This is a genomic window from Lysobacter soyae (assembly GCF_019551435.1).
Lineage (GTDB): Bacteria > Pseudomonadota > Gammaproteobacteria > Xanthomonadales > Xanthomonadaceae > Solilutibacter > Solilutibacter soyae.
Genome location: NZ_CP080544.1, coordinates 1,241,426 through 1,264,552 on the forward strand (window position 1 = coordinate 1,241,426; position 23,127 = coordinate 1,264,552).

Genomic DNA, 23,127 nt, shown 5'->3' on the forward strand with positions numbered 1-23,127 from the left:
TCCCCTAAGGTTTCTATCGTACAACGCACGTCGGGGACAAACGGGGTTGAACAATCGGCTGCCGCCGCATCGCCTGGACTTAGATCTGTTCGAGGTGCCGCACCAGTAGCTGAACCTCGGTGCCACCCCGCCAGTCATCGACGGCCAGTTGGTAGACGAGCCGGACATTGCCGACGGCCTCCCGCCGTGGCGCATTGAACTGGATGGCGTTGAACATTTTGCCGTCCTTTTGCACGGTCAACTTGAGGTGCTTGTCCTTAAGCGCACGGCAAGACACCACGTCGAACGCGTCGTCGAACAACGGCTCCGGATAAGCCTGACCCCAGACACCGCCGTCACGAAGCGAGACTGCCGTCTGCAAACCCATGTCCTCAACACTTAGCGGGCCGTCCGATTCGACGACGGCCTGAAGCATCGCGGGGGTCAACCATTCCGCACCCACAGATTGCATCGCGTCGCGGAACGCGTCCAAATTCGCAGCAGGAAGTGTGAGGCCTGCCGCCATGGCATGGCCGCCGAAACGCGTGATCAAACCTGTGTGCCGCGCGTCTACCAGTGCGAGTGCGTCACGCATGTGGAAACCGGTGATGGAGCGCGCCGAGCCGCGCAACATGCCGTCCTCATTGCCCGAGGGGGCGAATGCAATGACAGGCCGATGCAACTTGTCTTTGAGTTTTGAGGCGACCAACCCGATGACACCTGCATGCCAGGCCGGGTCGTGCAGACACAAGACCTGAGCATTGGATTCATCAAGACATGCGGTCTCGGCGAGAAAATCTCCGCTTTCGACCATGGCACTTTGCAATTGCCGACGCTCAGCGTTGATCGAATCCAGTAATTGCGCCAAGTTCGCGGCAATACCCGGGTCATCGGTTAACAAACACTCGATACCGACGCGCATATCTTCGAGGCGACCGGCGGCATTGATGCGCGGACCGATGGAGAAACCGATGTCCGTCGGCGTCAACGTCGCGTTATGTCGGCCGGCAACCGCCATGAGTGCAGCGACACCGGCGTGCATCCGGCCACTGCGCATTCGCGACAATCCGGCCAACACCAAGGCGCGGTTCAATTCGTCCAACTTGACCATGTCAGCCACGGTGCCGATCGCCACCAGGTCGAGCAGTGTGGAAAGGTCAACGGACGACGCGCCAAGGCGCGATCTGAGCGCCAGCAAAACGTAGAACATCACGCCGACGCCGGCCAACGCCTTCGATGGAAAGGTATCGCCCGGCTGATTCGGGTTGACGATGGCGTCAGCGGGAGGCAGTCGGTCGCCCGGCAAATGGTGGTCGGTGACCAACACCTGCCAGCCCGCCGCTTTCGCGGCGCGAACGCCGTCCATGCAAGCAATGCCGTGATCCACCGTGACGATCAAATCCGGCGACAGGGCTTTGAGGTCGTCAACCAGTGCCGGCGACAAGCCGTAACCATGGATCGCACGATCGGGAACCGCGAAGCTCACTCGCGTGGCGCCGAGCATTTTCAGACCTCTGACGGCGACCGCGCACGCCGTGGCCCCATCACAGTCGAAGTCCGCGGTCACGACAATGTGCTTCTGCGCCTGTATCGCGGATTCAAGCAAATCGACCGCGGTCTCGATCATTGCGAGTCCGGAGAAATGCGGCATGACATCGAGCCGCGGCATGGCGGACGCCGCAGAGATCGAACCGCGTGCCGCGTGCACCTGTCGCAAAACCTTGGGCCAATGATCGGGCCAGACAGCGCTACCCTCGGTCGCGACCGGCGTGGAACGACGCACGATTTTCAGTGCGCTGCGCGTCTCGTCGCGCATCACGTCGAAGGACGAACTTGAAGCGGGCGGCGCCAGATCCGGTGCCGTTGTCCGCGATGGACGGTAATTGCCGCCCGATCCTCGAAGAGCATCTGAATCGCGGCCGCGCCGAGCCACGCAGGAAGTCGCCGTGCAATGTCGCTTGGCGCGATGCCGCGCAAGTCATAAAGCGCATCGGCTTCCAACTGCGCGGGCAATTCCCGCAGTTCCAGAACGTTCAACCCGTGGTGTGTGCCGAGACCGGCCAGTGCTGCATCACGCGTATGGATGTTGCCAAGCGCGGGGCGCCGTTGCGGCGGCAGCGTCCCCTGCCCCCAAAACCACAAGGAATTCACCGGCGGCAAACCGCGCGCCGCGCGCACGGCATTGTGCGGATGTTGATGAAGAAGGATTTGCGCTTCGCTCATCAACGTTTTCCAACGCCGGTGCGCAGTGGAAAAATTCAGGTGCTCAAACGCCTCGTCGCCCAAGGCTTCCGTCGGGCCATGAAATTCGGGCAACTCTGCCGCGCTATCGAGCGCGAGATACCATCGCTGCGGATTCGGGGCATCGAAGTCGATCCCCGCTTCTTGGAAGAAGGCCGCGAGCACCGGTAAAAATGCGTCCACATCTTCGCGGGACATCGGCATGGTCTCGCCGACCGCCAGCAACTTACCGCCGTTGATATCGGCCTTGATCCAAGCTGGGTCGGCACGCAGCCAGCGGCGATTGTGCTCAGCGGCTTCCGGCGCATCGACCAATCGTGTCAACGCTGCGCTAGGCCATTGACCCGCCGCCGGTAGACCGAACATTTCCGCCAACCAAGGGTTGGCGTGCGGTCCGTCATGGTCTGCCTTGCCCAACACGCGGGACAAGGGCGCGTCCAAAGCCGGCCAACGACGGGCATCGGGCAAGAGGACCCGAATCATGGGTGCCTCAGCCTTCGTACTTCACGCTGACGATTTCGTATTCGTGCGTGCCACCCGGGGCCTCAATCGTGATCGCATCGCCCTCATGCTTGCCGATCAACGCACGTGCGACGGGTGACGAAATGGCAATCAGCCCCAGTTTGATGTCCGCCTCGAGATCACCGACGATTTGATAATTGCGTATCTCGTCGGATTCCATGGCGGCCAACTCCACTTTGGCGCCAAAAACTACTTTGTCGCCGGCGTTCAATGTGCTGACGTCGATGATTTGCGCGTGCGACAACTCGGCTTCCAAGTGCTTGATGCGACCTTCAATGAAACCCTGTTGTTCGCGAGCGGCGTGATATTCGGCGTTTTCTTTCAAATCGCCGTGCGCACGGGCTTCGGAGATGGCTTCGATCACCGCCGGACGTTTGACGGTTTTCAGCTCTTCCAACTCTGCGCGAAGGCGCAGGGCACCCGCCGATGTGATGGGCGCTCTATTCATGCATGCAACTCCTTGTGCAGTTCTTGCAGCGACCAAACCGGTCCGCTGTTCCGATACTCGAGTGAATGCAGCAATGCCTTCGCACCCGAGACGGTGGTGGAATAAGTGACGCGATGCTGCAGGGCTTCGCGCCGGATCGAGAACGAGTCGTTGATGGCTTGTCGGCCTTCCGTTGTGTTCACGATATAAGTGATTTCGCCGTTCTTGATGAGGTCGACCACGTGCGGTCGTCCTTCGATGACTTTGTTGATGACCTGGCATTCGAGATCGTTGTCTTTCAACCACTTCGCGGTACCACGCGTGGCGACAAGACTGAATCCGAGCCGGACAAGTTCGTGCGCGATCGGCAACAGGCGTTGTTTGTCGGGATCACGGACCGAAAGGAAGGCTTTGCCTTGCTTCGGCACGCGGATATTGGCGGCCTCTTCAGCGCGCGCAAACGCCGCGCCGAAACTGCGACCCACACCCATGACTTCACCGGTTGAACGCATTTCCGGACCAAGAATCGGATCGACTCCTTGGAATTTGGCAAACGGAAACACCGCTTCTTTCACCGAGAAATAATCGGGGATGATTTCTTCCGTGGTGCCTTGCTCGGCCAGGGTTTTGCCTGCCATGCAGCGTGCGGCGATCTTCGCCAACGGACGACCCGTTGCCTTCGACACAAACGGCACCGTGCGCGACGCACGCGGGTTGACCTCAAGCAAATAGATGACGTACTCGCCGTCGTCTTGCATCTGGATGGCGAATTGGGTGTTCATCAGGCCGACCACGTTGAGTGCTTTGGCCAAGGCCACGACTTGTTCGCGCAACGGTCCTTGAACACGTTGCGGCAACGAATATGGCGGCAATGAACAGGACGAATCGCCCGAGTGGACGCCCGCCTCTTCGATGTGCTCCATGACGCCGCCGATCAAGACCTGACCGGTGTGGTCGGCGATGACGTCGATATCCACCTCGACCGCGTTGTCGAGGAATCGATCCAGCAAGACCGGAGAGTCATTGGACACTTTCACCGCTTCACGCATGTAGCGTTCCAAGTCAGCGTCCGTATGTACGACTTCCATCGCGCGACCGCCCAGAACGTAACTGGGTCGCACCACCAACGGGTAGCCGATCTGACGCGCCAGTGTCAGCGCTTCTTCGGCGCTACGCGCGGTGCGGTTCGGCGGCTGGTTCAAGCCAAGTTGTTCGACCAGTTGTTGGAAGCGTTCACGGTCTTCGGCCAAATCGATCGAGTCCGGCGAGGTACCGATAATCGGCACGCCGCTGGCTTCCAGCGCCCGTGCCAGTTTCAGGGGCGTTTGCCCGCCATACTGCACGATCACGCCCTTGGGTTTTTCCAAGTCGACGATGTTGAGGACGTCTTCGAGCGTCAAGGATTCGAAGTACAGCCGGTCCGAGGTGTCGTAGTCGGTGGACACGGTCTCGGGATTGCAATTGACCATGATCGTTTCGTAGCCGTCTTCGCGCAGCGCCAATGCCGCATGCACGCAGCAGTAGTCGAATTCGATTCCCTGGCCGATGCGATTCGGACCGCCGCCCAACACCATGATTTTGTCGCGGCTGGTCGGTTGCGCTTCGCACTCTTGCTCGTACGTGGAATACAAATAGGCGGTATCGGTGGCGAATTCGCCGGCGCAACTGTCAACACGTTTGTAAGCCGGTTTCACGCCCAGGGCTTTGCGCAAGACCCGAACCGACTTTTCGTCAGAACCGAGCAATTGCGCGATACGCACGTCGGCAAAGCCCATACGTTTGAAATGCAGCATCGAATCAGCATTCAACGCCCCCATCCCGTTGATGGCGATGTCTTTTTCGGTGGCGACGATCTCTTCGATCTGATCGAGGAACCACGGATCCACAAACGACAGTGCGTGAACATCCTCGACGCTCATGCCGGCGCGGAACGCATCGGCGATGTAGAACAAACGCTCCGGGCCCGGCTCGCGCAGTTCGCGACGAAGCGTGGCCAAATCGTTTTCATCGGATAGATCCAGACCGGTCGGATCAAAGCCCACTTTCCCGGTTTCCAAGCCGCGTAGCGCTTTTTGCACGGATTCCTGGAAGGTGCGGCCGAAGGCCATCACTTCGCCCACGGATTTCATTTGCGTGGTCAGCCGCGCGTCGGCGGTCGGGAACTTCTCAAAGGCAAACCGCGGAATCTTGGTAACCACGTAATCGATCGAAGGCTCGAAGGACGCCGGCGTGAGGCCGCCGGTGATGTCGTTCTTGAGTTCATCGAGCGTGTAACCGACGGCAAGCTTTGCCGCAATCTTCGCAATCGGGAAACCGGTCGCCTTGGAAGCAAGGGCGGACGAACGCGACACGCGCGGATTCATCTCGATCACCACCACGCGTCCGGTCTCGGCATTGATGCCGAACTGCACGTTTGAACCGCCGGTGTCGACGCCGATCTTGCGCAGCACCGCGATACTGGCGTTGCGCAGGCGTTGGTATTCCTTGTCGGTCAAGGTCTGTGCGGGCGCGACGGTGATGCTGTCGCCCGTATGCACGCCCATCGGATCCAGGTTCTCGATGCTGCACACGATGATGCAGTTGTCGGCGGTATCCCGCACGACTTCCATTTCGAACTCTTTCCACCCCAGCACGGATTCTTCGACAAGAATTTCGCTCACGGGCGACAAGTCGAGACCGCGCTTGGCGATTTCCTCGAACTCTTCCTTGTTATAGGCGATACCGCCGCCCGTACCGCCCAAGGTGAAGCTCGGACGGATGATGGTGGGATAACCGACCTTGGCTTGGATTTCGACCGCTTGTTCGAAGGTGCGGGCAACTTCGGCTTTCGGACATTCAAGTCCGATCTCGTCCATGGCCACACGAAACAGCTCGCGATCTTCGGCCATGCGGATGGCATCACGCGAGGCGCCGATGAGCTCGACGCCGTATTGTTCCAGCACGCCGTTGTCAGCCAAATCCAACGCACAGTTCAAAGCCGTTTGACCACCCATGGTTGGCAGCAAGGCATCGGGACGCTCCTTGGCGATGATCTTTTCGACCGTCTGCCAATTGATCGGCTCGATGTATACCGCATCAGCCATCTCCGGATCGGTCATGATCGTGGCGGGATTGCTATTCACCAGCACCACGCGATAACCCTCTTCGCGCAACGCCTTGCAAGCCTGTGCACCCGAATAATCGAATTCGCAGGCTTGTCCGATCACGATCGGACCTGCGCCGATGATCAGAACGGTTTTGATGTCTGTACGTTTTGGCATGGCCTTAGAGCTCGTCCATCTTCACTTTGCAAATTTCCATGGCGTCCACCAACATCGGCAGCATCATGGTCATCCCGGCGTTTTCGCCGATTTGTTTTCCGTTCTTTTCATCGGCGCCAATCGCCGATTCCATGCCCATCAAACCACGCAAGGGCGCGTTTTCCGGATCATTGGCAAGACGCATCAGATCCAACATGCCGCGCGGGGTGGCTTCCTTCAACAAGGCGGACAGCTCGGTGTTCTCGCCGTGGGTCGCGCTACGGGCACCGGCCATCATGATTTTCGAGAACAGCTTGGCGCCCTCGCCTTCCATCAAGGCCAAATCGCTACCGAAGCGGTCGCCGTTGCTGCTCGCATAGCTATCCACGCGTGAAGCCAGCACTTTGCGGTAGCCGTCTTCTTTCAAGTTCGCGCGCATGCACGAGAGTTTCGTCGGGTTCGGATTGCGCGCTTTCGACGACGGCCAGTACGGGTCACTGGCGGCAACGTCAGTCATGATCTTTCCCACCGGCATGACCTCGGCCACTGCCGCGATCATGCGTTGCTTGTAGTTGGCTTGCTGGGCCGCGTCTTTCGGCATCGCAATTCGCTTGGCCGGCATGGCCGCAGGTGCGGGCGGGGCCGGCGGTGCGGGCGCGACATCGACGGGGACCGGTGAATCTTTCTTCGCTTGCGCAGCAGCCGGCATCGTCGACGCCAACAGCAGACCGGCAAGTGTGACTTTCAATAGTGCGTTCATGCTTTCCCCTTCCCCATGATGTCGATGAATTTGTCGAACAGCGGTGCAACGTCGTGCGGCCCCGGCGATGCTTCCGGATGGCCTTGGAAGGAGAACGCCGGCGCATGCGCGAGCTCAATCCCTTGATTGGTCCCGTCAAATAGCGAACGGTGCGTCACGCGGATGCCGGCGGGCAACGTCGATTCGTCGATACAAAAGCCGTGGTTCTGCGAAGTGATCAACACCCGATTGCCGTCGAGGTGAATGACCGGGTGATTCGCACCATGGTGCCCGTGCGGCATCTTCATGGTCTTCGCACCCATCGCCAGTCCGAGCAATTGGTGACCCAAACAAATACCGAAGGTCGGAATCTTCTTTTCAACGAAGGTTTGAATGGCGGAAATGGCGTAGTCACACGGCTCGGGATCACCCGGGCCATTCGACAGAAAAATACCGTCCGGATTCATGGCCAGCGCTTCGGCCGCGGAAGTTTGTGCCGGCACGACGGTTACATCGCAGCCGCGCTCTGCAAGCATCCTCAAGATGTTCAACTTCACGCCGAAGTCGTAGGCAACGACTTTGAACTTTTTCGATGAAGTGGCGAGTTCACCCGTGTCCAGGTCGAGCTGGCCATCCGTCCAAGCGTAGGATTTTTCCGTTGAGACGACCTTGGCCAGATCCAGCCCTTTCAGACCGGGGAACTTGCGGGCTGCTTCGATCGCTTTCTCGGCGTTGATATCGCCTGCCATCAATGCACCGTTTTGTGCGCCGGTTTCGCGAAGCTTGCGCGTCAGTGCACGGGTATCGATATCACTGATTGCAACGATGCCGCGGGCTTTCAGCCATTCCGGCAACGACATCTGGCTGCGCCAGCTGCTCGGCCGTCTGGGGACATTGCGGACGATCAGCCCTGCGGAAAACACGCGACCGGCTTCGTCGTCCTGATCGGTCATGCCGGTATTGCCGATATGCGGATACGTCAGGGTGACGATCTGCTTGGCATAGGAGGGGTCGGTCAGAACTTCCTGGTAGCCGGTCATCGCGGTGTTGAAAACCACCTCTCCGACTGAAAGCCCAGGGGCACCAATGGAGATTCCCTGATAGACGGTTCCGTCTTCAAGGGCGAGTATGGCGGTTTGTGTCACGGGCAATCGCCTTTCTGTAGGTTGCACGTTTCTACCGGAGCGCGAGGGGCGATCCGGTTTATTTCAGTGCGGGCGAGTGCAAATGATAGGGGTCCGGAACTTTTCTGTCCATCAAAAGACGCGTATCGTTCACGCATGCCACGCAGCCCTGACAACTCAAGCACACGGAATAGCCGTCCTGACACCGGTTCGATCCTGTGGGGTATCGTGCTGTTTTTCGCGCTGCTGGCTGCGAATGCGATCCTCGCCACCTTGATTTATGCGGTGATCAACGCACTCGGCATGGGCTACAGCCGTGATGCCTTGTTCATCTCGGCGATGCCGGTGCTGTTGTTTGTCGGCACGCTGATTGTCCTCTTGGCAAAACGCAAAACCCGAACGGCGATCGGGGTGGCGGTGCCATTTCTGATTGCGGTCGCGTTAGTGGCGTTCGGTCTGGTGGCCACCTTTGGCAAATTGGCGTCGCTCGGAATCCGCTAAACGAGACTATCGGCCATCGCGTACCGGCCTGCCGGACGCTGTTGCAACCACTGCGCCGCATGCAGCGCACCCCGCGCGAAAATATCCCGGTCCGATGCCCGGTGCACCAATTCCAGGCGTTCGCCCATGCCGGTGAACTGCACCAGATGCTCACCAACAATGTCGCCCGCACGCAAGCTCGCGTAATGGACGTCGGCACCGCCCGTTTCGGCGGCGCGACCCAAGGTCAAGGCCGTGCCCGAAGGCGAATCCTTTTTCTGCGTGTGGTGCGACTCGACAATGTCGCAATTCCAACCCGGCAAGGCCGCCGCCGCGCGCATCACCAACGATTCGAGAACCGCGACACCCATACTGAAATTGGATGCCCAAAGTACGGGAATGTGGTTGGCCGCCGCTGACAGGGATTCGCGCTGTGCATCATCAAGTCCGGTGGTTCCCGAAACAAATGCGCGACCCTTTTTCACACAGGCGGCGAGCGCTGCATCGAATCCTTCGGGAAGACTGAAATCGATCATGACATCAAAATCCGGGAGGGCGTCGATTTCCCTGACGGAATAGCACGGGATTTGATCGATCACGCGGGACTTGGGATCACTGCGTGTCACCAAGGCGACGATGTCAAACCCGGGATGATCCGCGGCAATCCGATGAATGGCTTTGCCCATGCGGCCGTTGGCACCGTGAATCACAACCCGAGTCTTGTTCATGCCGTTCACCCGACCATGCGGTCCCAGAAGCCCTTAACGCCATCCATGAAGGTACTGTGTTTCGGTGAATGGCGTCGAGCACCTTCTCCCACAAACGTCGCTTCGAACTGTTCCAGCAGTTCGCGCTGCTCGGCAGTCAAATTGACCGGAGTTTCCACAACGACCCGACAGTAAAGATCTCCCTCACTGCGACTGCGCACGGATTTCACGCCCTTGCCGCGCAAGCGGAAAACCTTGCCGGTCTGCGTCTCTGCGGGAATCCGGATTTCGGCGTCGCCTTTCAAGGTGGGCACGCGAACTTCATCGCCCAACGCCGCCTGCGAGATCCGGATCGGCACATCGCAATGCAAGTCATCACCGTCGCGTTCGAAAATGGCATGCGGGCGGACGCGAACTTCGACGTACAAATCGCCCGCGGGCGCGCCGGCGGGTCCTGCCTCACCTTCACCACTCAAGCGGATCCGATCACCGGTATCGACACCGGCCGGCACTTTGACATCCAGTGTTTTTTCGTCATGGATGCGTCCGTTGCCGTGGCAGGCGCCGCAAGGATTGACGATGACTTGCCCGCGTCCATGGCACTGCGGACAGGGCTGCTGCATTTGAAAGATGCCCCGTTGCATGCGCACCTGACCCATGCCGTTACACCCGCTACAGCGCTCGATCTTGCCATCGCTGGAGCCGCTGCCTTTACAGGTACCGCATTCGAGCAAGGTGGGAATTTCGATTCGCTTCTCGACACCCGCGACCGCATCTTCAAGGTCGAGCTCCAGGATGTAACCGATGTCGGCGCCGCGACGCGGACCGCGCGAACCGCCGCCACCGCCGCCGAAGATGTTGCCGAAAATGTCACCGAAAATATCACCGACATCGTGGAATTGCGGGCCGCCACCGCCGCCCATGCCGTGTTCGAAAGCGGCATGCCCGTGCGAGTCGTATGCCCGACGCTTCTGCTCATCGGAGAGAACGTCGTAGGCTTCCTTGCATTCTTTGAACGCGACTTCCGCCGTGGCTTCATTGCCACGATTACGGTCCGGATGGTGTTTGGCTGCCGCGCGGCGATACGCCACTTTCACTTCATCGGACGTCGCCGTCCGTGAGATACCCAGCACTTCGTAATAATCACGCTTGCTCATGGAACTATCCAAAATCGTTCAATCCTGATACGAAAACGGAAAAGCCGGTTGCCCGACTTTTCCGCTTCGGTTTTTCATCGGAGCGACAACTTACTTGTTGTCGTCTTCTTTGACTTCGGTGAACTCTGCATCCACCACGTCGTCCGAACCTGCCGAGCCGCCTGCACCCGCCTCGGCCCCCGGTTGCGGGCCGGCATTGGCTGCGGCAAACAGCGATTGTGCCACTTCTTCCAAGGCTTTGGACTTGGCTTCGATTTGCGCCTTGTCGTCACCTTTCATTGCCGACTCGACGTCGGCGATTGCGGCTTCGGCACGGCCGATCAGATCACCCGGCACCTTGTCACCGTTGTCCTTGATGGCCGTGCGCACCGCGTGCACCAAGCCGTCAGCCTGGTTGCGCGCCGCGACGAGCTCTTGGAACTTGAGATCTTCTTCGCGATGGCTTTCGGCATCTTGGACCATGCGTTGGATTTCTTCATCCGACAGACCCGAACCCGACTTGATTTCGACCTTTTGTTCCTTGCCGGTCTTCTTGTCTTTGGCGGTCACGTGGACGATACCGTTGGCGTCGATGTCGAAGCTGACTTCGACCTGCGGCATGCCGCGCGGCGCCGGTTCGATACCGGTGAGATCGAAACGTGCCAAAGATTTGTTGTATGCGGCTTGCTCGCGCTCACCTTGCAAGACGTGCACCGTCACCGCCGACTGGTTGTCTTCGGCCGTGCTGAAGGTTTGCGAAGCTTTGGTCGGAATCGTGGTGTTTTTCTCGATGATTTTGGTGAACACGCCGCCCAAGGTTTCGATGCCCAACGACAGCGGGGTCACGTCCAACAACAGCACGTCTTTGACATCGCCGGCCAACACGCCACCTTGGATCGCGGCACCGATCGCCACGGCCTCATCCGGGTTGACGTCCTTGCGCGGTTCCTTACCGAAGAATTCCGTCACTGCTGCTTGCACCTTCGGCATGCGCGATTGACCGCCGACCAGGATGACTTCAGCAATATCGCTGGTCTTCAAGCCCGCGTCGTTCAAAGCCACTTTGCAAGGTTCAATGGTGCGCTTGACCAACTCATCCACCAAGGCTTCGAGCTTGGAACGGGTGAGCTTGATGTTCAAATGCTTCGGACCCGAGGCATCTGCGGTCACGTACGGCAAGTTGACATCGGTTTGCTGCGACGAAGACAGTTCGATCTTGGCGCGTTCCGCCGCATCCTTCAGGCGTTGCAGCGCCAGCGGATCCTTGCGCAGGTCGATGCCCTGCTCTTTTTGGAATTCTTCGACGAGATAGTCGATCACGCGCATGTCGAAATCTTCGCCGCCGAGGAAGGTGTCGCCATTGGTTGCGAGCACTTCGAATTGCTTTTCACCATCGACGTCGGCGATTTCAATGATCGACACGTCGAAGGTGCCGCCACCGAGGTCGTAAACGGCAATTTTGCGATCGCCACCGGCCTTGTCCAAGCCATAGGCCAATGCGGCAGCGGTCGGTTCGTTGATGATGCGCTTGACGTCGAGGCCGGCGATCTTGCCCGCATCCTTGGTCGCTTGGCGTTGGCTGTCGTTGAAGTAAGCGGGAACCGTGATCACCGCTTCCGTCACCGTCTCGCCCAAGAAGGCTTCCGCCGTTTTCTTCATCTTTTCCAGCACTTTGGCCGACACCTCTTGCGGCGCCATGGTCTTGCCATCGGCGATGGACACCCACGCGTCGCCGTTGCTGTGCTCGACAATCGCGTACGGCACCAAGCCGAGGTCTTTCTTGACTTCCGCGTCGGAGAATTTGCGGCCGATGAGGCGCTTCACCGCATAGAAGGTGTTTTTCGGGTTGGTGACGGCTTGGCGCTTCGCCGAAGCGCCCACCAGCACTTCGCCGTCCTTGGTCCAAGCGACGATGGAAGGTGTGGTGCGGTCACCCTCGCTGTTTTCAATGACGCGTGCCTTGCCGCCATCCATCACTGCAACGCAGGAGTTGGTCGTGCCGAGGTCGATGCCGATGATCTTAGCCATGTGTATGAATCTCCGAAAATTGAATTTTTGTGCGGAACGCGCCGCGATGATCACTAAATGGGGCTGGCTGCCCGCGCTTCAAGGCTTTCCGCATCAATCCGCTTGCGCGACCACCACCATCGCGGGGCGCAGCAAGCGATCATTCAGCAAATAGCCCTTTTGAAAGGTTTGAACGACGGTGCCCGGCGCGACCTCTGCGCTCGCGACTTGGCTGACCGCGTTGTGATGTTCGGGGTTGAAGGCGTCACCCGGTTGCGGCGCCAACACGACCAGGCCGTTGCGTTCGGCAACGGCGTGCAATTGCTTGAGCGTCAGCTCGAGGCCTGCCCGCAAAGGACTTTCACTCGAATCCGCGGCAAGCCCCGCCTCGAGGCTGTCGAACACCGGCAGCAGGTCGGCCAGCAGGCGTTCGTTGGCAAACCGCCGGGCCACCTCGATTTCACGCGCCAAACGTTTGCGTTGATTTTCCAAATCGGCACGTTCGATCAGCGATTGCGCCTTCAATTGTTCGACTTCGGCTTGCAAGGCTTCAACCGGGTCGAGCGCGGTGTCGACGTCTTGCGCATCGGGACCCACACCGTCCACGGGATCGTTCTTGGGGTTTTCCGGGGTTTCAATCATAAGAATGTCCAAAGCAGGCTCGGAATACTGATGCGCCTGACATGTGGACGATCAAAAATTTTTCAAGGGCTAGCGCCCGCCGATACGCTCGGAGAGTACCAAGGCCGTGGCTTGCACCAAGGGAATCACGTTGGAATACGCCATCCGGCTGGGTCCGATGACGCCCAGCACACCCAACACCTTTCCGTCCGGGTTTGAGTAAGGCGTCGCCACCACCGACATCGCTTCCATCGGCGCCAAGCCGGTCTCTTCGCCGATGAAGATTCGGACGCCCTCCGAGTGCAAGGTGCGTTCCAGCAGCTGCAGCATGTCGCGCTTGCGCTGGAATGTCTCGAACAAACCGCGCAATTGAGCCATATCGTTGAGATCATCCACAGCCATCAAATTGATCTGCCCGGCCACGTAGACATCCAACGAGGGCTGTTCGTGCTCCTGCACGGCAATTTCGGCGAGTTCGAGCGCTTTCTGCATCCAGTCCTGAACGTCGTCGCGGGCTTGCCGTAATTCGGCCACCAAAATGCGGCGGATATTTTGCAGCGGCACGCCGGCAAAATTCTGATTCAAATAATTGCCGATGAGTTCGAGTGTTTTCGGATCAAATGTCGTAGACGTACGGATCACGCGGTTCTGGATTTCATGGTCCGGGAAGACCACGACGGCGAGGATTTCGTCCGGCCCGAGACCGACAAACTCGATGTGCTTGAAGGTTTCGTTGCTGCGCTTTGGCGCACTGACCACGCCGACGAAATTGCTCATGGCAGACAGCAACTCACCCGTGCCGCTCAAGAGATCGCTGGTCGGAACATCTTTGGGCAATCGCTCACGCAACTGCGAAACGTCCCTTTCCTGAAGCGTGTCGATTTGCAGCAACGAATCCACGAACACGCGGTAGCCCTGAGCCGTGGGAATCCGTCCTGCAGACGTATGCGGTGAGACCAGCAGGCCGATGTCTTCCAGATCCCCCAGGATATTGCGAATGGTCGCCGGACTGATGTCCAGACCAGCGCATTTGGCCAAGGTTTGTGAACCGACCGGCGAACCGTGGTGAATGTATTGACCGATCAACGCCCGCAACAGTTGTCGCGAACGCAAATCAAGGTCAGGGAGTGCGGAATCGATCGCCATGCATTCGATATAAGGCCTCGGCGACAGCCTTGCAAGCACCGAATCAGGATTGTCCGATACCTCAATCCGACCCCTGTCTCACTTTCGGCGACGACAGACTTTAGAATGCGCGAATGCTCACCAGTCTTAGCATCCGTGACTTCGCCGTTATTTCCACCTCCGAACTCGAGTTCGCCGAGGGAATGACGGTCATTTCCGGTGAAACCGGCGCTGGAAAGTCCTTGCTGGTCGACGCGCTCGGCTTCTTGTCGGGTGTTCGCGCGGATGCGGGCATGGTGCGTCACGGCGCGGATCGCGCCGAGTTGAGCGCCACGTTTTCCCTGTCCGATTCGCCTGCGGCGGCAAGCTGGCTCAAAGCCAATGCCATGGATGAAGGCGATGAATGTTTGCTGCGCCGGGTCTTGCGCGCGGACGGCGGTTCGAAGGCATGGATCAACGGTCGCGCGGCGACGCTCGGGCAGCTCGGTGAAATCGCGCGCCTGCTGGTGGAAATCCATGGCCAACACGCACAACAACGTCTGCTTTCCAAACCCGACCAACTCGTCCTTTTGGATGATCTCGGGCAGCACGAATTGCAGCTCAATGCGGTGTCGACCCACGCGCTGGCTTGGCGGGCCGCGCGCAAGTCGCTGGATGCGTTGACCGAACGCGGTGACGTCGAATTCCGCAAACAGGCCCTTTCCGAAGCGCTGGAAGCGCTGGATGACGCCGTGATCGATCCGTTGGCGCAAGAAGCGCTGATGTCGCGGCACAAGCGAATGAGCCATGGCTCAGAATTGATTGACACCTGCGGCCATGTTGCCGCCGGGCTAGAAGGTGATGAATCCCGCGCCGGCGTCGTTTCCACACTGAATGGTTTGATTGCGGATCTTCGTCGTGCGGCGCCGTTCGAACCCAAATTGAATGACGTCGCTGCGTTGCTGGATTCTGCCGTCATTCACGCCGAGGAGGCCGCCCATGCGTTGGCCGTGGTTCGCGATGACGTCGAAGTCGACCCCGACGCGATTGCCCAGGCGGAAGCCGCGCTGGTGCGACTGCATGATTTGGCGCGTAAGCACCGGACGCGTGTTGAACTCCTGCATGAAACGCGCGCTGAATTGGCCTTGGAATTGGACAGTTTGGCAAATGCCGAGGCCACCCAACGTGCACTTGAGACCGCGCTGGAAGAACACCAAGCCGCTTGGGCGACGGCGGCTGCCGCGCTTGGCAAAGCACGCGTGAAGACGGCCAAAGGTCTGGCGAGCGCCGTCACCGCGCTCATGGGCACGCTGGGGATGGAAGGCGGGTCGTTCGATGTGTTGGTCGAACCCGCATCGAGTACCCAGCCAGACCCCGTAGGCACCGAACGGGTCGAATTCCTCGTGTCGGCAAATCCGGGACAACCTCCGCGCGCCTTGCGAAAGGTGGCTTCAGGCGGTGAATTGTCGAGAATCGCGCTGGCCATCCAAGTGGCAGCCATGCGCGGCGACATCGCACCGACCTTGGTATTCGATGAAGTGGATAGCGGCATTGGCGGCGCGGTCGCCGATGTCGTCGGCGCGCTGTTGCGCAAGCTGTCATCACGATGTCAGGTCATGTGCGTGACGCATCTGCCACAGGTCGCGGCGCACGGCACGCATCACTATCGCGTCGACAAATCCAAAGCCGAGGGCTTGACGCAAAGTGCCTTGGAAGTCCTTGACGAAGAGGCGCGTGTCGAAGAACTGGCACGTATGCTGGGTGGCAGCAAGCGGACGGCTGCCGTGCACGCAGCGGCAATGGCGCTGCGCCGGGAAGCAATGAACGCGTGACTCAAGCTTGCTTGCGGACGTAAAGGACCAACGCGTGTCCTTCGATTTTGTAGCCGTGTTTGGCGGCGATTTCATGTTGGATACGTTCGATTTCTTCTGATTCGAACTCAATCACCTTGCCGGAATCCAGATCGACCATGTGGTCGTGATGATCGCCGCGATCGAGCTCGTAAACGGCCTGCCCACCTTCGAAGTTGTGTTTCAAGACCAAGCCGGCCGACTCGAATTGCGTCAGAACCCGATACACCGTCGCCAAGCCGATTTCTTCGCCGGCATCGGTCAGGCGCCGATAAATGTCTTCCGCCGTCATGTGTCTCGGACTGGCATTTTCCAGGAGTTCAAGAATGCGCATCCGCGGTTGGGTGGCCTTCAATCCGGCGTTGCGCAAGTCGTTTGATTCCATTGCCGCTACCTCGTGTTTTCTGCCTGAACGCGAGCCCTGCCCTGTTTCAGGGCCGCGCCGCGAGCGTGTATCATCGCCTAGTCTAAGTCCTGTTTATGTCAAACCCCCCATGCGTACATTGCTCTTGACCGCTGCTGCCGTCGTCTCGCTCTCAGGTTGTTTGTATCGTCAGCCGGTTTACCAAGGCAACTTGGTCGAAGAAGCGGCCGTCAAACAACTCGCCGTGGGCATGAGCAAAGAACAGGTCATGTCGATGATGGGTTCGCCGTCAATCGCTGATCCTTTCCACAAGGACCGCTGGGATTACACCGCAACCCAACGCGTGGGTCGCGGCGGCAAGACTGAAATCAAGAATTTCGTCGTCTATTTCGAAAACAATGCCGTGACCAAATGGGAAGGCGATTATTTCCCGGAACAAGATGATGCGCTGGCGAAACGCGCCAACAAAGAGTTCGGCCCGAACCTGCGCAAGAGCGACAAAGAGAAGCGCGGCGGCGAATAACCCGCGCGCCTTTTCACCACTTTTTATGTTTGACAGAGCGCGCTTCGGCGCGCTTTCTGCGTGCGTCCTTCGGATCAATCGTGAGCGCACGCAAGAGTTCCAGGCGGTCGCCGTCATTCAGCACTGAACCCTCGTCCACGCGCACGCCGAACACGGCCATGCCGGTCGCCATCGTGCCAAGACCGCTTGCCTCGCGCGCTTGCGCCGCCGTGGTGCCTTTTGGCAATGTCAAAGCCACCGTCTCGAATCGGCCCGGCCACGCTTCAACCACGGTCACGGTGACGTGATCCATCCGGTCAAGCTGCCGATTCGGTGTTAGCGACGCGCACGAAGTCGTTGACCATTTGATCGGCCATCGCCTGCAGTCCCAATTTCAACACCCCTTCCATCAAGGACGACATGGGCTCGAACTGCAGCTCCAGGGTCACTTTGCAGGCCGTCTCGGAGAGTGCCTTGAACCGCCAAACGCCCTCCAAGGCCTTGAACGGCCCTTCGAGCAAGTGCATCGAGATTTGATGCGGCCTATCCAGCGTATTTTCGGTCTTGAACCAAGTCTTGAACGCTGAAATGCCGACATCCAGCCGCGCCACGACGCGATCCTGCGCACGCTCGATCACTTGGGCCCCTTTGCACCAGCCGAACCGGCCCGGGTAGTCCTCGATCGCGTCGATCAGATCAAACATTTGTTCCGCGGAATGCGAAACCAAAGCACTGCGTTCAATTTTGGTTGTCATGGAAAGCTGCGCCGTACAGGTCGTTTGGGCGACAATGTACCGATGGCAAAGGCGAATGCAAAAGACAAGAATAAAGGAAACGGCGGCACGATCGCGTTGAACAAGCGTGCGCGCCATGAATATCACTTGGAACAGAAGTTCGAAGCCGGGGTCGCCCTCCAAGGCTGGGAGCTGAAGTCCATCCGGGCGGGGCGCGCCAACATCGGCGAAAGCTACGCCATTGTCCGGAACGGTGAGATATTCCTGTTCGGCGCACAGATCACACCGTTGCTGTCTGCGTCAACGCACGTCATCGCCGACGACCGGCGCAACCGTAAGTTGCTGCTGCACCGCCAGGAAATCGACCAGCTGGTCGGCAAAGTGCAACGGGACGGATACACCATCGTCCCCACCGCCTTGTATTGGAAAGGCAACAAAGTCAAAGCGGAAGTGGCTCTGGCCAAAGGCAAGCAGAATCACGACAAGCGTGACGCGGAAAAAGAACGCGATTGGAACCGCGAAAAGCAGCGCGTCATGCGCCGGCATAACAAAGACGCCTGATTCAAACGCTTAAACCGCCTCTCCCGGCGGCAGGTTGAAGACGAAACGCGCACCTTTGCCGACTTCTCCGCGTGCACGAATTTCCCCGCCATGCCGCTCCACGACCCGTTTGACCGAGGTCAGGCCGATGCCATGCCCCTCGAATTCACTGTCGGTGTGCAAGCGCTGGAACGGGCGGAACAAGTTGTGGGCATACGACTCTGAAAAGCCTGCACCGTTGTCTTCCACGAAAAACCCGTGCGGCAACTCCAAAGTGCGGCCGAACCGAATCAGTGCATCAGGTTTTTCACGCGTGAACTTCCACGCATTGCCGATCAAGTTCTGCAAAAGGTTGGAGATCAACGCAGGATCCCCGTTCGCGTGCATGTCAGGCTCGATTTCAAAAGTCACCCGCCGCGTCGGATCGCTTTCTTCCAGACCCGCCCGCACTTCGTTGGCAATATCGCTGATATTGATGTCGCTGCGCTGAAGTTTGGATTGGGACAAGCGCGACACTTTCAACAGGCCGTCAATCAGGTCGCTCATGCGCATCGCCGCCGTGCGCACGCGCTGCAGATAGCCTTTCCCCGTGTCATCCAGTTGCGCAGCGTGCTTGTCCGAAAGGATTTGGCTGAACCCCTCGATGGCCCGCAACGGCGCGCGCAAGTCATGCGAGACGGTATAGGCAAAACTCTTCAATTCCTCGTTGGCTTCCGTGAGTGCGCGTGTGCGGGATTCCACGCGTGATTCCAAGGTCCGGTTCAGGGATTGGATTCGCGCTTCGTTGGTGATTCGGTCGGTGATGTCCTGCACTTGGACGATTTGCGCCACCTCGACATTCTCCTCGCGAGGAATCGTCGCGAACGTGAGCGATATATGTCGGATTTCTCCGCTCTTGCGCACCAAGCGCCGCACTTCGCTCCACACCCCCGGCTCCTCGTGATCCGACTTGAGTCGCACCGCGCCGCGATCAAACAAGGTATCCAGCACACGTTCGATAAAGTCGGATTCCTCGCCCATCATGATCTGGCAAAAAGCGGGATTCACCTGCAGAATCCGACCACGCGAATCCAAAAGGCTCTTGCCGATCGCGGAGTGTGTCAACGCAGTTCTCAGCAGCGTTTCGCTTCGTCGATGCGCGGCATTCATTTCCTGCGCGATGCCGTAAGCCCGGGATCGCGTCAACGCAAGCATCAGAACCATTGAAGCGAGCGACAACGACAAAGGGATGCCGATCAACAGTACCAACAGGTCTTTGGAAAAGACGTCCGCGTCGCCGGATTTGGCATACAACGAGGTCCGCCAAGTCTGACCGAAAACATTGTCTTCCGATGACCAAACCGGCGTTGTCACCGCAGGCGTTCCCGCATCCTTGAACAAAACGCGTGGTGTCTCGGCGCTCACTGCCTCAACCACCAATAGGAAGTTCCGGCTGAGCGGTTTGAGCGCCTGTTGGATCATCGTTTCGGTGTGAAATGGAATGTACGACCAACCGAGCATCTCGGACCGGCGCGCACTGAGTGTTTGCGGCTGCGCGTTGTTCCTGTAAATGGGTAAATACAAAATCGCAGACGTCACCGGCGTTGTGCCGTCTTGCTTCAATTGGAGCGGCGCCGTCAACCAGGTTTTCCCCGACTCCATCGCCCGTTGCATTGCCTCATGGCGGAGGGGCTCAGAGTACATGTCGTAGCCGTAGGCGCGCGCATTCTTCTGCTCCTCGGGGGCCAGAAACACAATCGGCCCATACTCCGCCCGAACGCCCGATGGCCAGACGGTAAACAGTTGACCGGACTCGCGTCGCACTTGTTCTTGCATCCGGATCAAATGTGATTGGTCGAAATACAATGCCAATCCGATGCCGACGGCGCCGGGATAGCGCTGACCGATGTCCAGTGCTCGCACATACGCACTCCACTGCTCTCGCTGGATCTGCACAATCGACGCACGCAAAGCCGCATTGCCGTGCAGGATCAATTCGTAAGCGGCGAGCTGTCCGCTGATCAAAAGTGCTATCGCATCCGCTTCCTTGACTGCCGCGGCACTTCGGGTGGCATTGGCTTGGCGGTGTGCTTCACGCCAAAGGATGCCGGTGAGTGTGAGGCACACCAGTAAGACGAGGACAAACAACAGGAACGCGATGCGTTTGCGTGGACGCTGAAGGGCGGTGTTCAGTGCGGAGTCCAAAAGAGTTTTGTGTCGCTGTGCCATCTGCTTATCGTGCCACGAGCGAAGCTGAATGGAATGCATGCGCGGCAGGTCGGCTCGCCGGCGAAATTTGGTATTCGTCCGAACCACCTATATAGTCAGGGGGTCAGACGAATCGTTTTCCCGGGGGTGCATTGGCTTCGACGGGGGTTGCGAAATCGCTTGGCGCATGCCGAGGGGGTAGCTTTCCTCGCTAAACCAGCTGCAAACTTATAGTTGCCAACGACGACAACTACGCTCTCGCCGCTTAAGGCGTAAGCCCTGAACCCACTTGTGCCTGTGCTCGTGGATGTAGGGTCATTATCACAGGACCGGCCCAGGCGGCGACCCGCCAACCTGGGCTTGAATAAAGCGGGTGTGGATTGCGGCGCGCCTTGCTGGTTGAGTTGCCGCCGTCCGAGATCAATCAATCAGCTAAGCATGTAGTGCCGGGCGTGGAGTGCCTTCGGACGGCGGTTCGATTCCGCCCACCTCCACCAATGACAAACCCCAGCCCGATCGGGCTGGGGTTTTTTCTGAGCTCCAACGTTTCAAATCTGCTGCATACTTTGCCGATATCCGGTATCGACAGATCAGCCTTGCCAAAACGTCTCTCAGCACGGGCCAGCCAACTCATGGGGAGCAAGCTCTTCGTCCTGTGCGTGACCGTGCTTACGTTTTTTCTGGTCTTCGGGCTAGGTCAGCTAATGGCGGCAGCGATGCACGGGGCCGGCGAATCGAAGCGCGAGCTTGACACCATGGCCAATGCCTCCTCGGCCCGGGCTTTGATTGAGCGCGAGCTCAACTCCATCACTTCGGTGCAAAACGGATTGGCGGGCTATCTCGCGGTCCGTCACGCCGAGCTGGATGGCAAAGAGATCGAAGACCTTCTCGGCGTTCTGAAAAAATCGGCGCCCCATATCCGCAATATCGGCATCGCGGAAGGTTACGTGATGCGTTACATGTATCCGATGGCGGGCAACGAGCAGGCCTTGGGCTTGGACTATCGCACCCAACCGGAGCAATGGCCGGTCATTCAACAAATCGTTGCCACGGGCTCGCCGGCCTTGGTGGGCCCGGTCCACCTGGTCCAAGGGGGGAGTGGCCTGATCTATCGCGCACCGCTTAATGTGGGTGATCGCTACTGGGGTTTGATCTCCGCCGTGATCGACATGGAAAGCCTCTTCAACGGCGTCACCGAAACCGCCCGAATCGATCATTTCAAGTTCGCCATTCGCAGCCGGTCGGTGATGGGTCTCGAATCAAAACCGATCACTGGTGACAACACCCTATTCACCCATCCCGAAGCGGTGATTCTCGATTTGGACATCCCCGGCGGCGAATGGCAGCTTGCGGTCGAACGGCAGTCGCCCGGCGCGACCTTGTTCGAGCGCATGACGCGACTCATCAGCGTCGTGCTCGGGGTGTTGGTATCCGGAATCCTGTATTTGCTGTTGAGGCACCGCGGTGAACTGGCACGACTGGTGCGCTATGACGCGCTAACCGGCTTGCCGAACCGACGCTTCCTCGAAGAGCGGCATGCGCTCGTCAACGCACGGTTAAAACGCGGAAATCTGTTCCCCTGCGCGCTGTTGTTCGTCGACCTTGACGACTTCAAAGAAGTCAACGACCACCACGGGCATCGCTCCGGTGACACGGTGCTGCAAGCCATCGCCAATCGCATGCGGCGCATCACCCGCGCAGACGATATTGTCGTCCGGTGGGGCGGCGATGAATTCGTGGCCTTGGTCGAGGGCATCAAGCCCGAAGATTTGGACGCCTTTGTGGATCGGCTGCACGAGGTGGTCGAAGAGCCTCTGTTGCTCGGCGAGCACAATGTGCAAGTCGGCGCGTCAATCGGTGTCGCCATCTATCCCCCGAACGGTGCAACGTTGGAGGAACTCCTCAAAATTGCCGACGGCCACATGTACGACGAAAAGGCCCAGCGAAAAGGCGAAGCTTCCTCGTCCTGAAAAAATCGCCTTATTCGGTGACCAGGCCGCGTTGCTGTGCCAACTTTCTGAGTTCGAAGTCCGAGGTCAGGCCGAGCTTGTTCCAAATATTGTTACGGTGTGAATAGACGGTCTTGTTGCTCACATTCAACGTGGCGGCAACGCGGGATACGGAATGTCCGCGCGCCAGCAGCAGGAATACGTTCGCTTCCTTGGATGTCAGCTCGGGCAGGCCGTTCGATTCGCGGCGGTTACCGCCTTGGCTCACCATGCGCACATCCAAGCTCACATACGTTTCACCGTTTTGAACCCGTTTCAGCGCTTCGACCAATTCTTCAAAGCCCGAACGTTTGGTGACATAGGCACGGGCACCTGAGCTCATCGCATCCTGAACGTATAACGCGCCTTCATGCATGCTCATGACAACGACAGGCAGATCCGGTCGTTTGCCGAGCACCTGACGGAGAAGGACCAAACCGTCGCCGTCGGGTAGCGAGAGGTCCAACACCATGACGTCAAATTGCACCCGCAGCATCGAGTCGGCGAGTTCGGCAACACTGCCTGCCTCACCGACGACTTCCCAGCCGGGCTCCATTTCGAGCAGTTGTTTGAAACCCGCCCGCACCACTTGGTGGTCATCGACCAAAAATATTCTGAGCATAATGTCACCGACAA

Annotated in this window: 21 protein-coding genes and 1 other RNA gene; 6 read left to right on the plus strand and 16 right to left on the minus strand. The window is 58.8% G+C overall.

The genetic code is table 11. The features are described 5' to 3' along the window. Positions 1 to 79: 79 nt before the first annotated feature. Genes recJ through carA form a run of 6 tightly spaced genes read right to left on the minus strand, consistent with a single transcriptional unit; the run spans position 80 to position 8,292 of the window. Positions 80 to 1,795, minus strand: coding sequence for a single-stranded-DNA-specific exonuclease RecJ (recJ, locus tag H8L67_RS05940; protein ID WP_220378948.1), 1,716 nt, complete (start codon positions 1,793 to 1,795; stop codon positions 80 to 82). Next, positions 1,795 to 2,703, minus strand: a complete 909-nt coding sequence (locus tag H8L67_RS05945; RefSeq protein ID WP_220378949.1) for a phosphoglycerate mutase — start codon at positions 2,701 to 2,703, stop codon at positions 1,795 to 1,797. The genes recJ and H8L67_RS05945 overlap by 1 nt, the downstream gene beginning before the upstream one ends. A 7-nt stretch (positions 2,704 to 2,710) precedes the next feature. Next, positions 2,711 to 3,175: a transcription elongation factor GreA gene (gene greA / locus H8L67_RS05950; protein WP_491546933.1), complete on the minus strand. Its 465-nt coding sequence runs from the start codon at positions 3,173 to 3,175 to the stop codon at positions 2,711 to 2,713. Between the two features lie 11 nt (positions 3,176 to 3,186). Further along, positions 3,187 to 6,429 (minus strand): carbamoyl-phosphate synthase large subunit, encoded by a 3,243-nt coding sequence (gene carB / locus H8L67_RS05955; protein WP_220378951.1) that lies wholly within the window; start codon positions 6,427 to 6,429, stop codon positions 3,187 to 3,189. Positions 6,430 to 6,433: 4 nt separating this feature from the next. Next, the gene (locus H8L67_RS05960; protein WP_220378952.1) at positions 6,434 to 7,168 is read right to left on the minus strand and encodes a hypothetical protein; all 735 of its coding nucleotides are present in this window, start codon (positions 7,166 to 7,168) and stop codon (positions 6,434 to 6,436) included. Further along, entirely contained in the window at positions 7,165 to 8,292 is a 1,128-nt protein-coding gene (gene carA, locus H8L67_RS05965) for a glutamine-hydrolyzing carbamoyl-phosphate synthase small subunit (RefSeq protein ID WP_220378953.1), read from the minus strand. The genes H8L67_RS05960 and carA overlap by 4 nt, the downstream gene beginning before the upstream one ends. 135 nt (positions 8,293 to 8,427) lie before the next feature. Here carA and H8L67_RS05970 point away from each other — a divergent pair, with 135 nt between their 5' ends. Further along, positions 8,428 to 8,772 (plus strand): hypothetical protein, encoded by a 345-nt coding sequence (locus tag H8L67_RS05970; RefSeq protein ID WP_220378954.1) that lies wholly within the window; start codon positions 8,428 to 8,430, stop codon positions 8,770 to 8,772. Here the strand turns inward: H8L67_RS05970 and dapB are convergent. The 5 genes from dapB to hrcA form a co-directional block, all read right to left on the minus strand. Continuing rightward, positions 8,769 to 9,479 (minus strand): 4-hydroxy-tetrahydrodipicolinate reductase, encoded by a 711-nt coding sequence (gene dapB, locus H8L67_RS05975; RefSeq protein ID WP_220378955.1) that lies wholly within the window; start codon positions 9,477 to 9,479, stop codon positions 8,769 to 8,771. The two genes, H8L67_RS05970 and dapB, sit on opposite strands and share 4 nt — an antisense overlap. 5 nt (positions 9,480 to 9,484) lie before the next feature. After that, complete coding sequence (gene dnaJ / locus H8L67_RS05980; RefSeq protein ID WP_220378956.1) at positions 9,485 to 10,615, minus strand: molecular chaperone DnaJ; 1,131 nt, start codon at positions 10,613 to 10,615, stop codon at positions 9,485 to 9,487. A 90-nt stretch (positions 10,616 to 10,705) separates the two neighbouring features. Then, on the minus strand, positions 10,706 to 12,622 hold the full coding sequence (gene dnaK, locus H8L67_RS05985; protein WP_220378957.1) for a molecular chaperone DnaK: 1,917 nt from the start codon (positions 12,620 to 12,622) through the stop codon (positions 10,706 to 10,708). Between the two features lie 93 nt (positions 12,623 to 12,715). Then, positions 12,716 to 13,243, minus strand: coding sequence for a nucleotide exchange factor GrpE (gene grpE, locus H8L67_RS05990; RefSeq protein WP_220378958.1), 528 nt, complete (start codon positions 13,241 to 13,243; stop codon positions 12,716 to 12,718). Between the two features lie 69 nt (positions 13,244 to 13,312). Continuing rightward, positions 13,313 to 14,362, minus strand: coding sequence for a heat-inducible transcriptional repressor HrcA (hrcA, locus tag H8L67_RS05995; protein WP_434063430.1), 1,050 nt, complete (start codon positions 14,360 to 14,362; stop codon positions 13,313 to 13,315). Between the two features lie 119 nt (positions 14,363 to 14,481). On the opposite strand from hrcA, the gene recN reads away from it, so the two are divergent. Further along, on the plus strand, positions 14,482 to 16,158 hold the full coding sequence (gene recN / locus H8L67_RS06000; RefSeq protein ID WP_220378960.1) for a DNA repair protein RecN: 1,677 nt from the start codon (positions 14,482 to 14,484) through the stop codon (positions 16,156 to 16,158). A gap of 1 nt (position 16,159) precedes the next feature. Here recN and fur read toward each other — a convergent pair whose 3' ends face one another. After that, positions 16,160 to 16,561 (minus strand): ferric iron uptake transcriptional regulator, encoded by a 402-nt coding sequence (gene fur, locus H8L67_RS06005; RefSeq protein WP_220378961.1) that lies wholly within the window; start codon positions 16,559 to 16,561, stop codon positions 16,160 to 16,162. Positions 16,562 to 16,670: 109 nt separating this feature from the next. Between fur and H8L67_RS06010 the strand changes: the two genes are divergently transcribed. Then, positions 16,671 to 17,063: an outer membrane protein assembly factor BamE gene (locus tag H8L67_RS06010; protein WP_220378962.1), complete on the plus strand. Its 393-nt coding sequence runs from the start codon at positions 16,671 to 16,673 to the stop codon at positions 17,061 to 17,063. Between the two features lie 13 nt (positions 17,064 to 17,076). Here the strand turns inward: H8L67_RS06010 and H8L67_RS06015 are convergent, their stop codons facing one another. Together H8L67_RS06015 and H8L67_RS06020 are read right to left on the minus strand one after the other, a co-directional pair. After that, on the minus strand, positions 17,077 to 17,355 hold the full coding sequence (locus tag H8L67_RS06015) for an RnfH family protein (protein ID WP_220378963.1): 279 nt from the start codon (positions 17,353 to 17,355) through the stop codon (positions 17,077 to 17,079). Between the two features lie 4 nt (positions 17,356 to 17,359). Beyond that, on the minus strand, positions 17,360 to 17,797 hold the full coding sequence (locus H8L67_RS06020) for a type II toxin-antitoxin system RatA family toxin (protein ID WP_220378964.1): 438 nt from the start codon (positions 17,795 to 17,797) through the stop codon (positions 17,360 to 17,362). 42 nt (positions 17,798 to 17,839) lie between these two features. On the opposite strand from H8L67_RS06020, the gene smpB reads away from it, so the two are divergent. Continuing rightward, on the plus strand, positions 17,840 to 18,337 hold the full coding sequence (gene smpB, locus H8L67_RS06025) for an SsrA-binding protein SmpB (protein WP_220378965.1): 498 nt from the start codon (positions 17,840 to 17,842) through the stop codon (positions 18,335 to 18,337). A gap of 9 nt (positions 18,338 to 18,346) precedes the next feature. Here smpB and H8L67_RS06030 read toward each other — a convergent pair whose 3' ends face one another. Beyond that, a complete protein-coding gene (locus H8L67_RS06030; RefSeq protein ID WP_220378966.1) occupies positions 18,347 to 20,500 on the minus strand; it encodes a CHASE domain-containing protein in 2,154 nt (717 codons plus the stop codon). 146 nt (positions 20,501 to 20,646) lie between these two features. Between H8L67_RS06030 and ssrA the strand changes: the two genes are divergently transcribed. Beyond that, positions 20,647 to 21,000, plus strand: a transfer-messenger RNA (tmRNA) gene (gene ssrA, locus H8L67_RS06035). Positions 21,001 to 21,135: 135 nt separating this feature from the next. Beyond that, complete coding sequence (locus H8L67_RS06040) at positions 21,136 to 22,473, plus strand: diguanylate cyclase domain-containing protein (protein ID WP_220378967.1); 1,338 nt, start codon at positions 21,136 to 21,138, stop codon at positions 22,471 to 22,473. 10 nt (positions 22,474 to 22,483) lie between these two features. Here H8L67_RS06040 and H8L67_RS06045 read toward each other — a convergent pair whose 3' ends face one another. Continuing rightward, the gene (locus H8L67_RS06045; RefSeq protein ID WP_220378968.1) at positions 22,484 to 23,113 is read right to left on the minus strand and encodes a response regulator transcription factor; all 630 of its coding nucleotides are present in this window, start codon (positions 23,111 to 23,113) and stop codon (positions 22,484 to 22,486) included. Positions 23,114 to 23,127 lie beyond the last annotated feature (14 nt).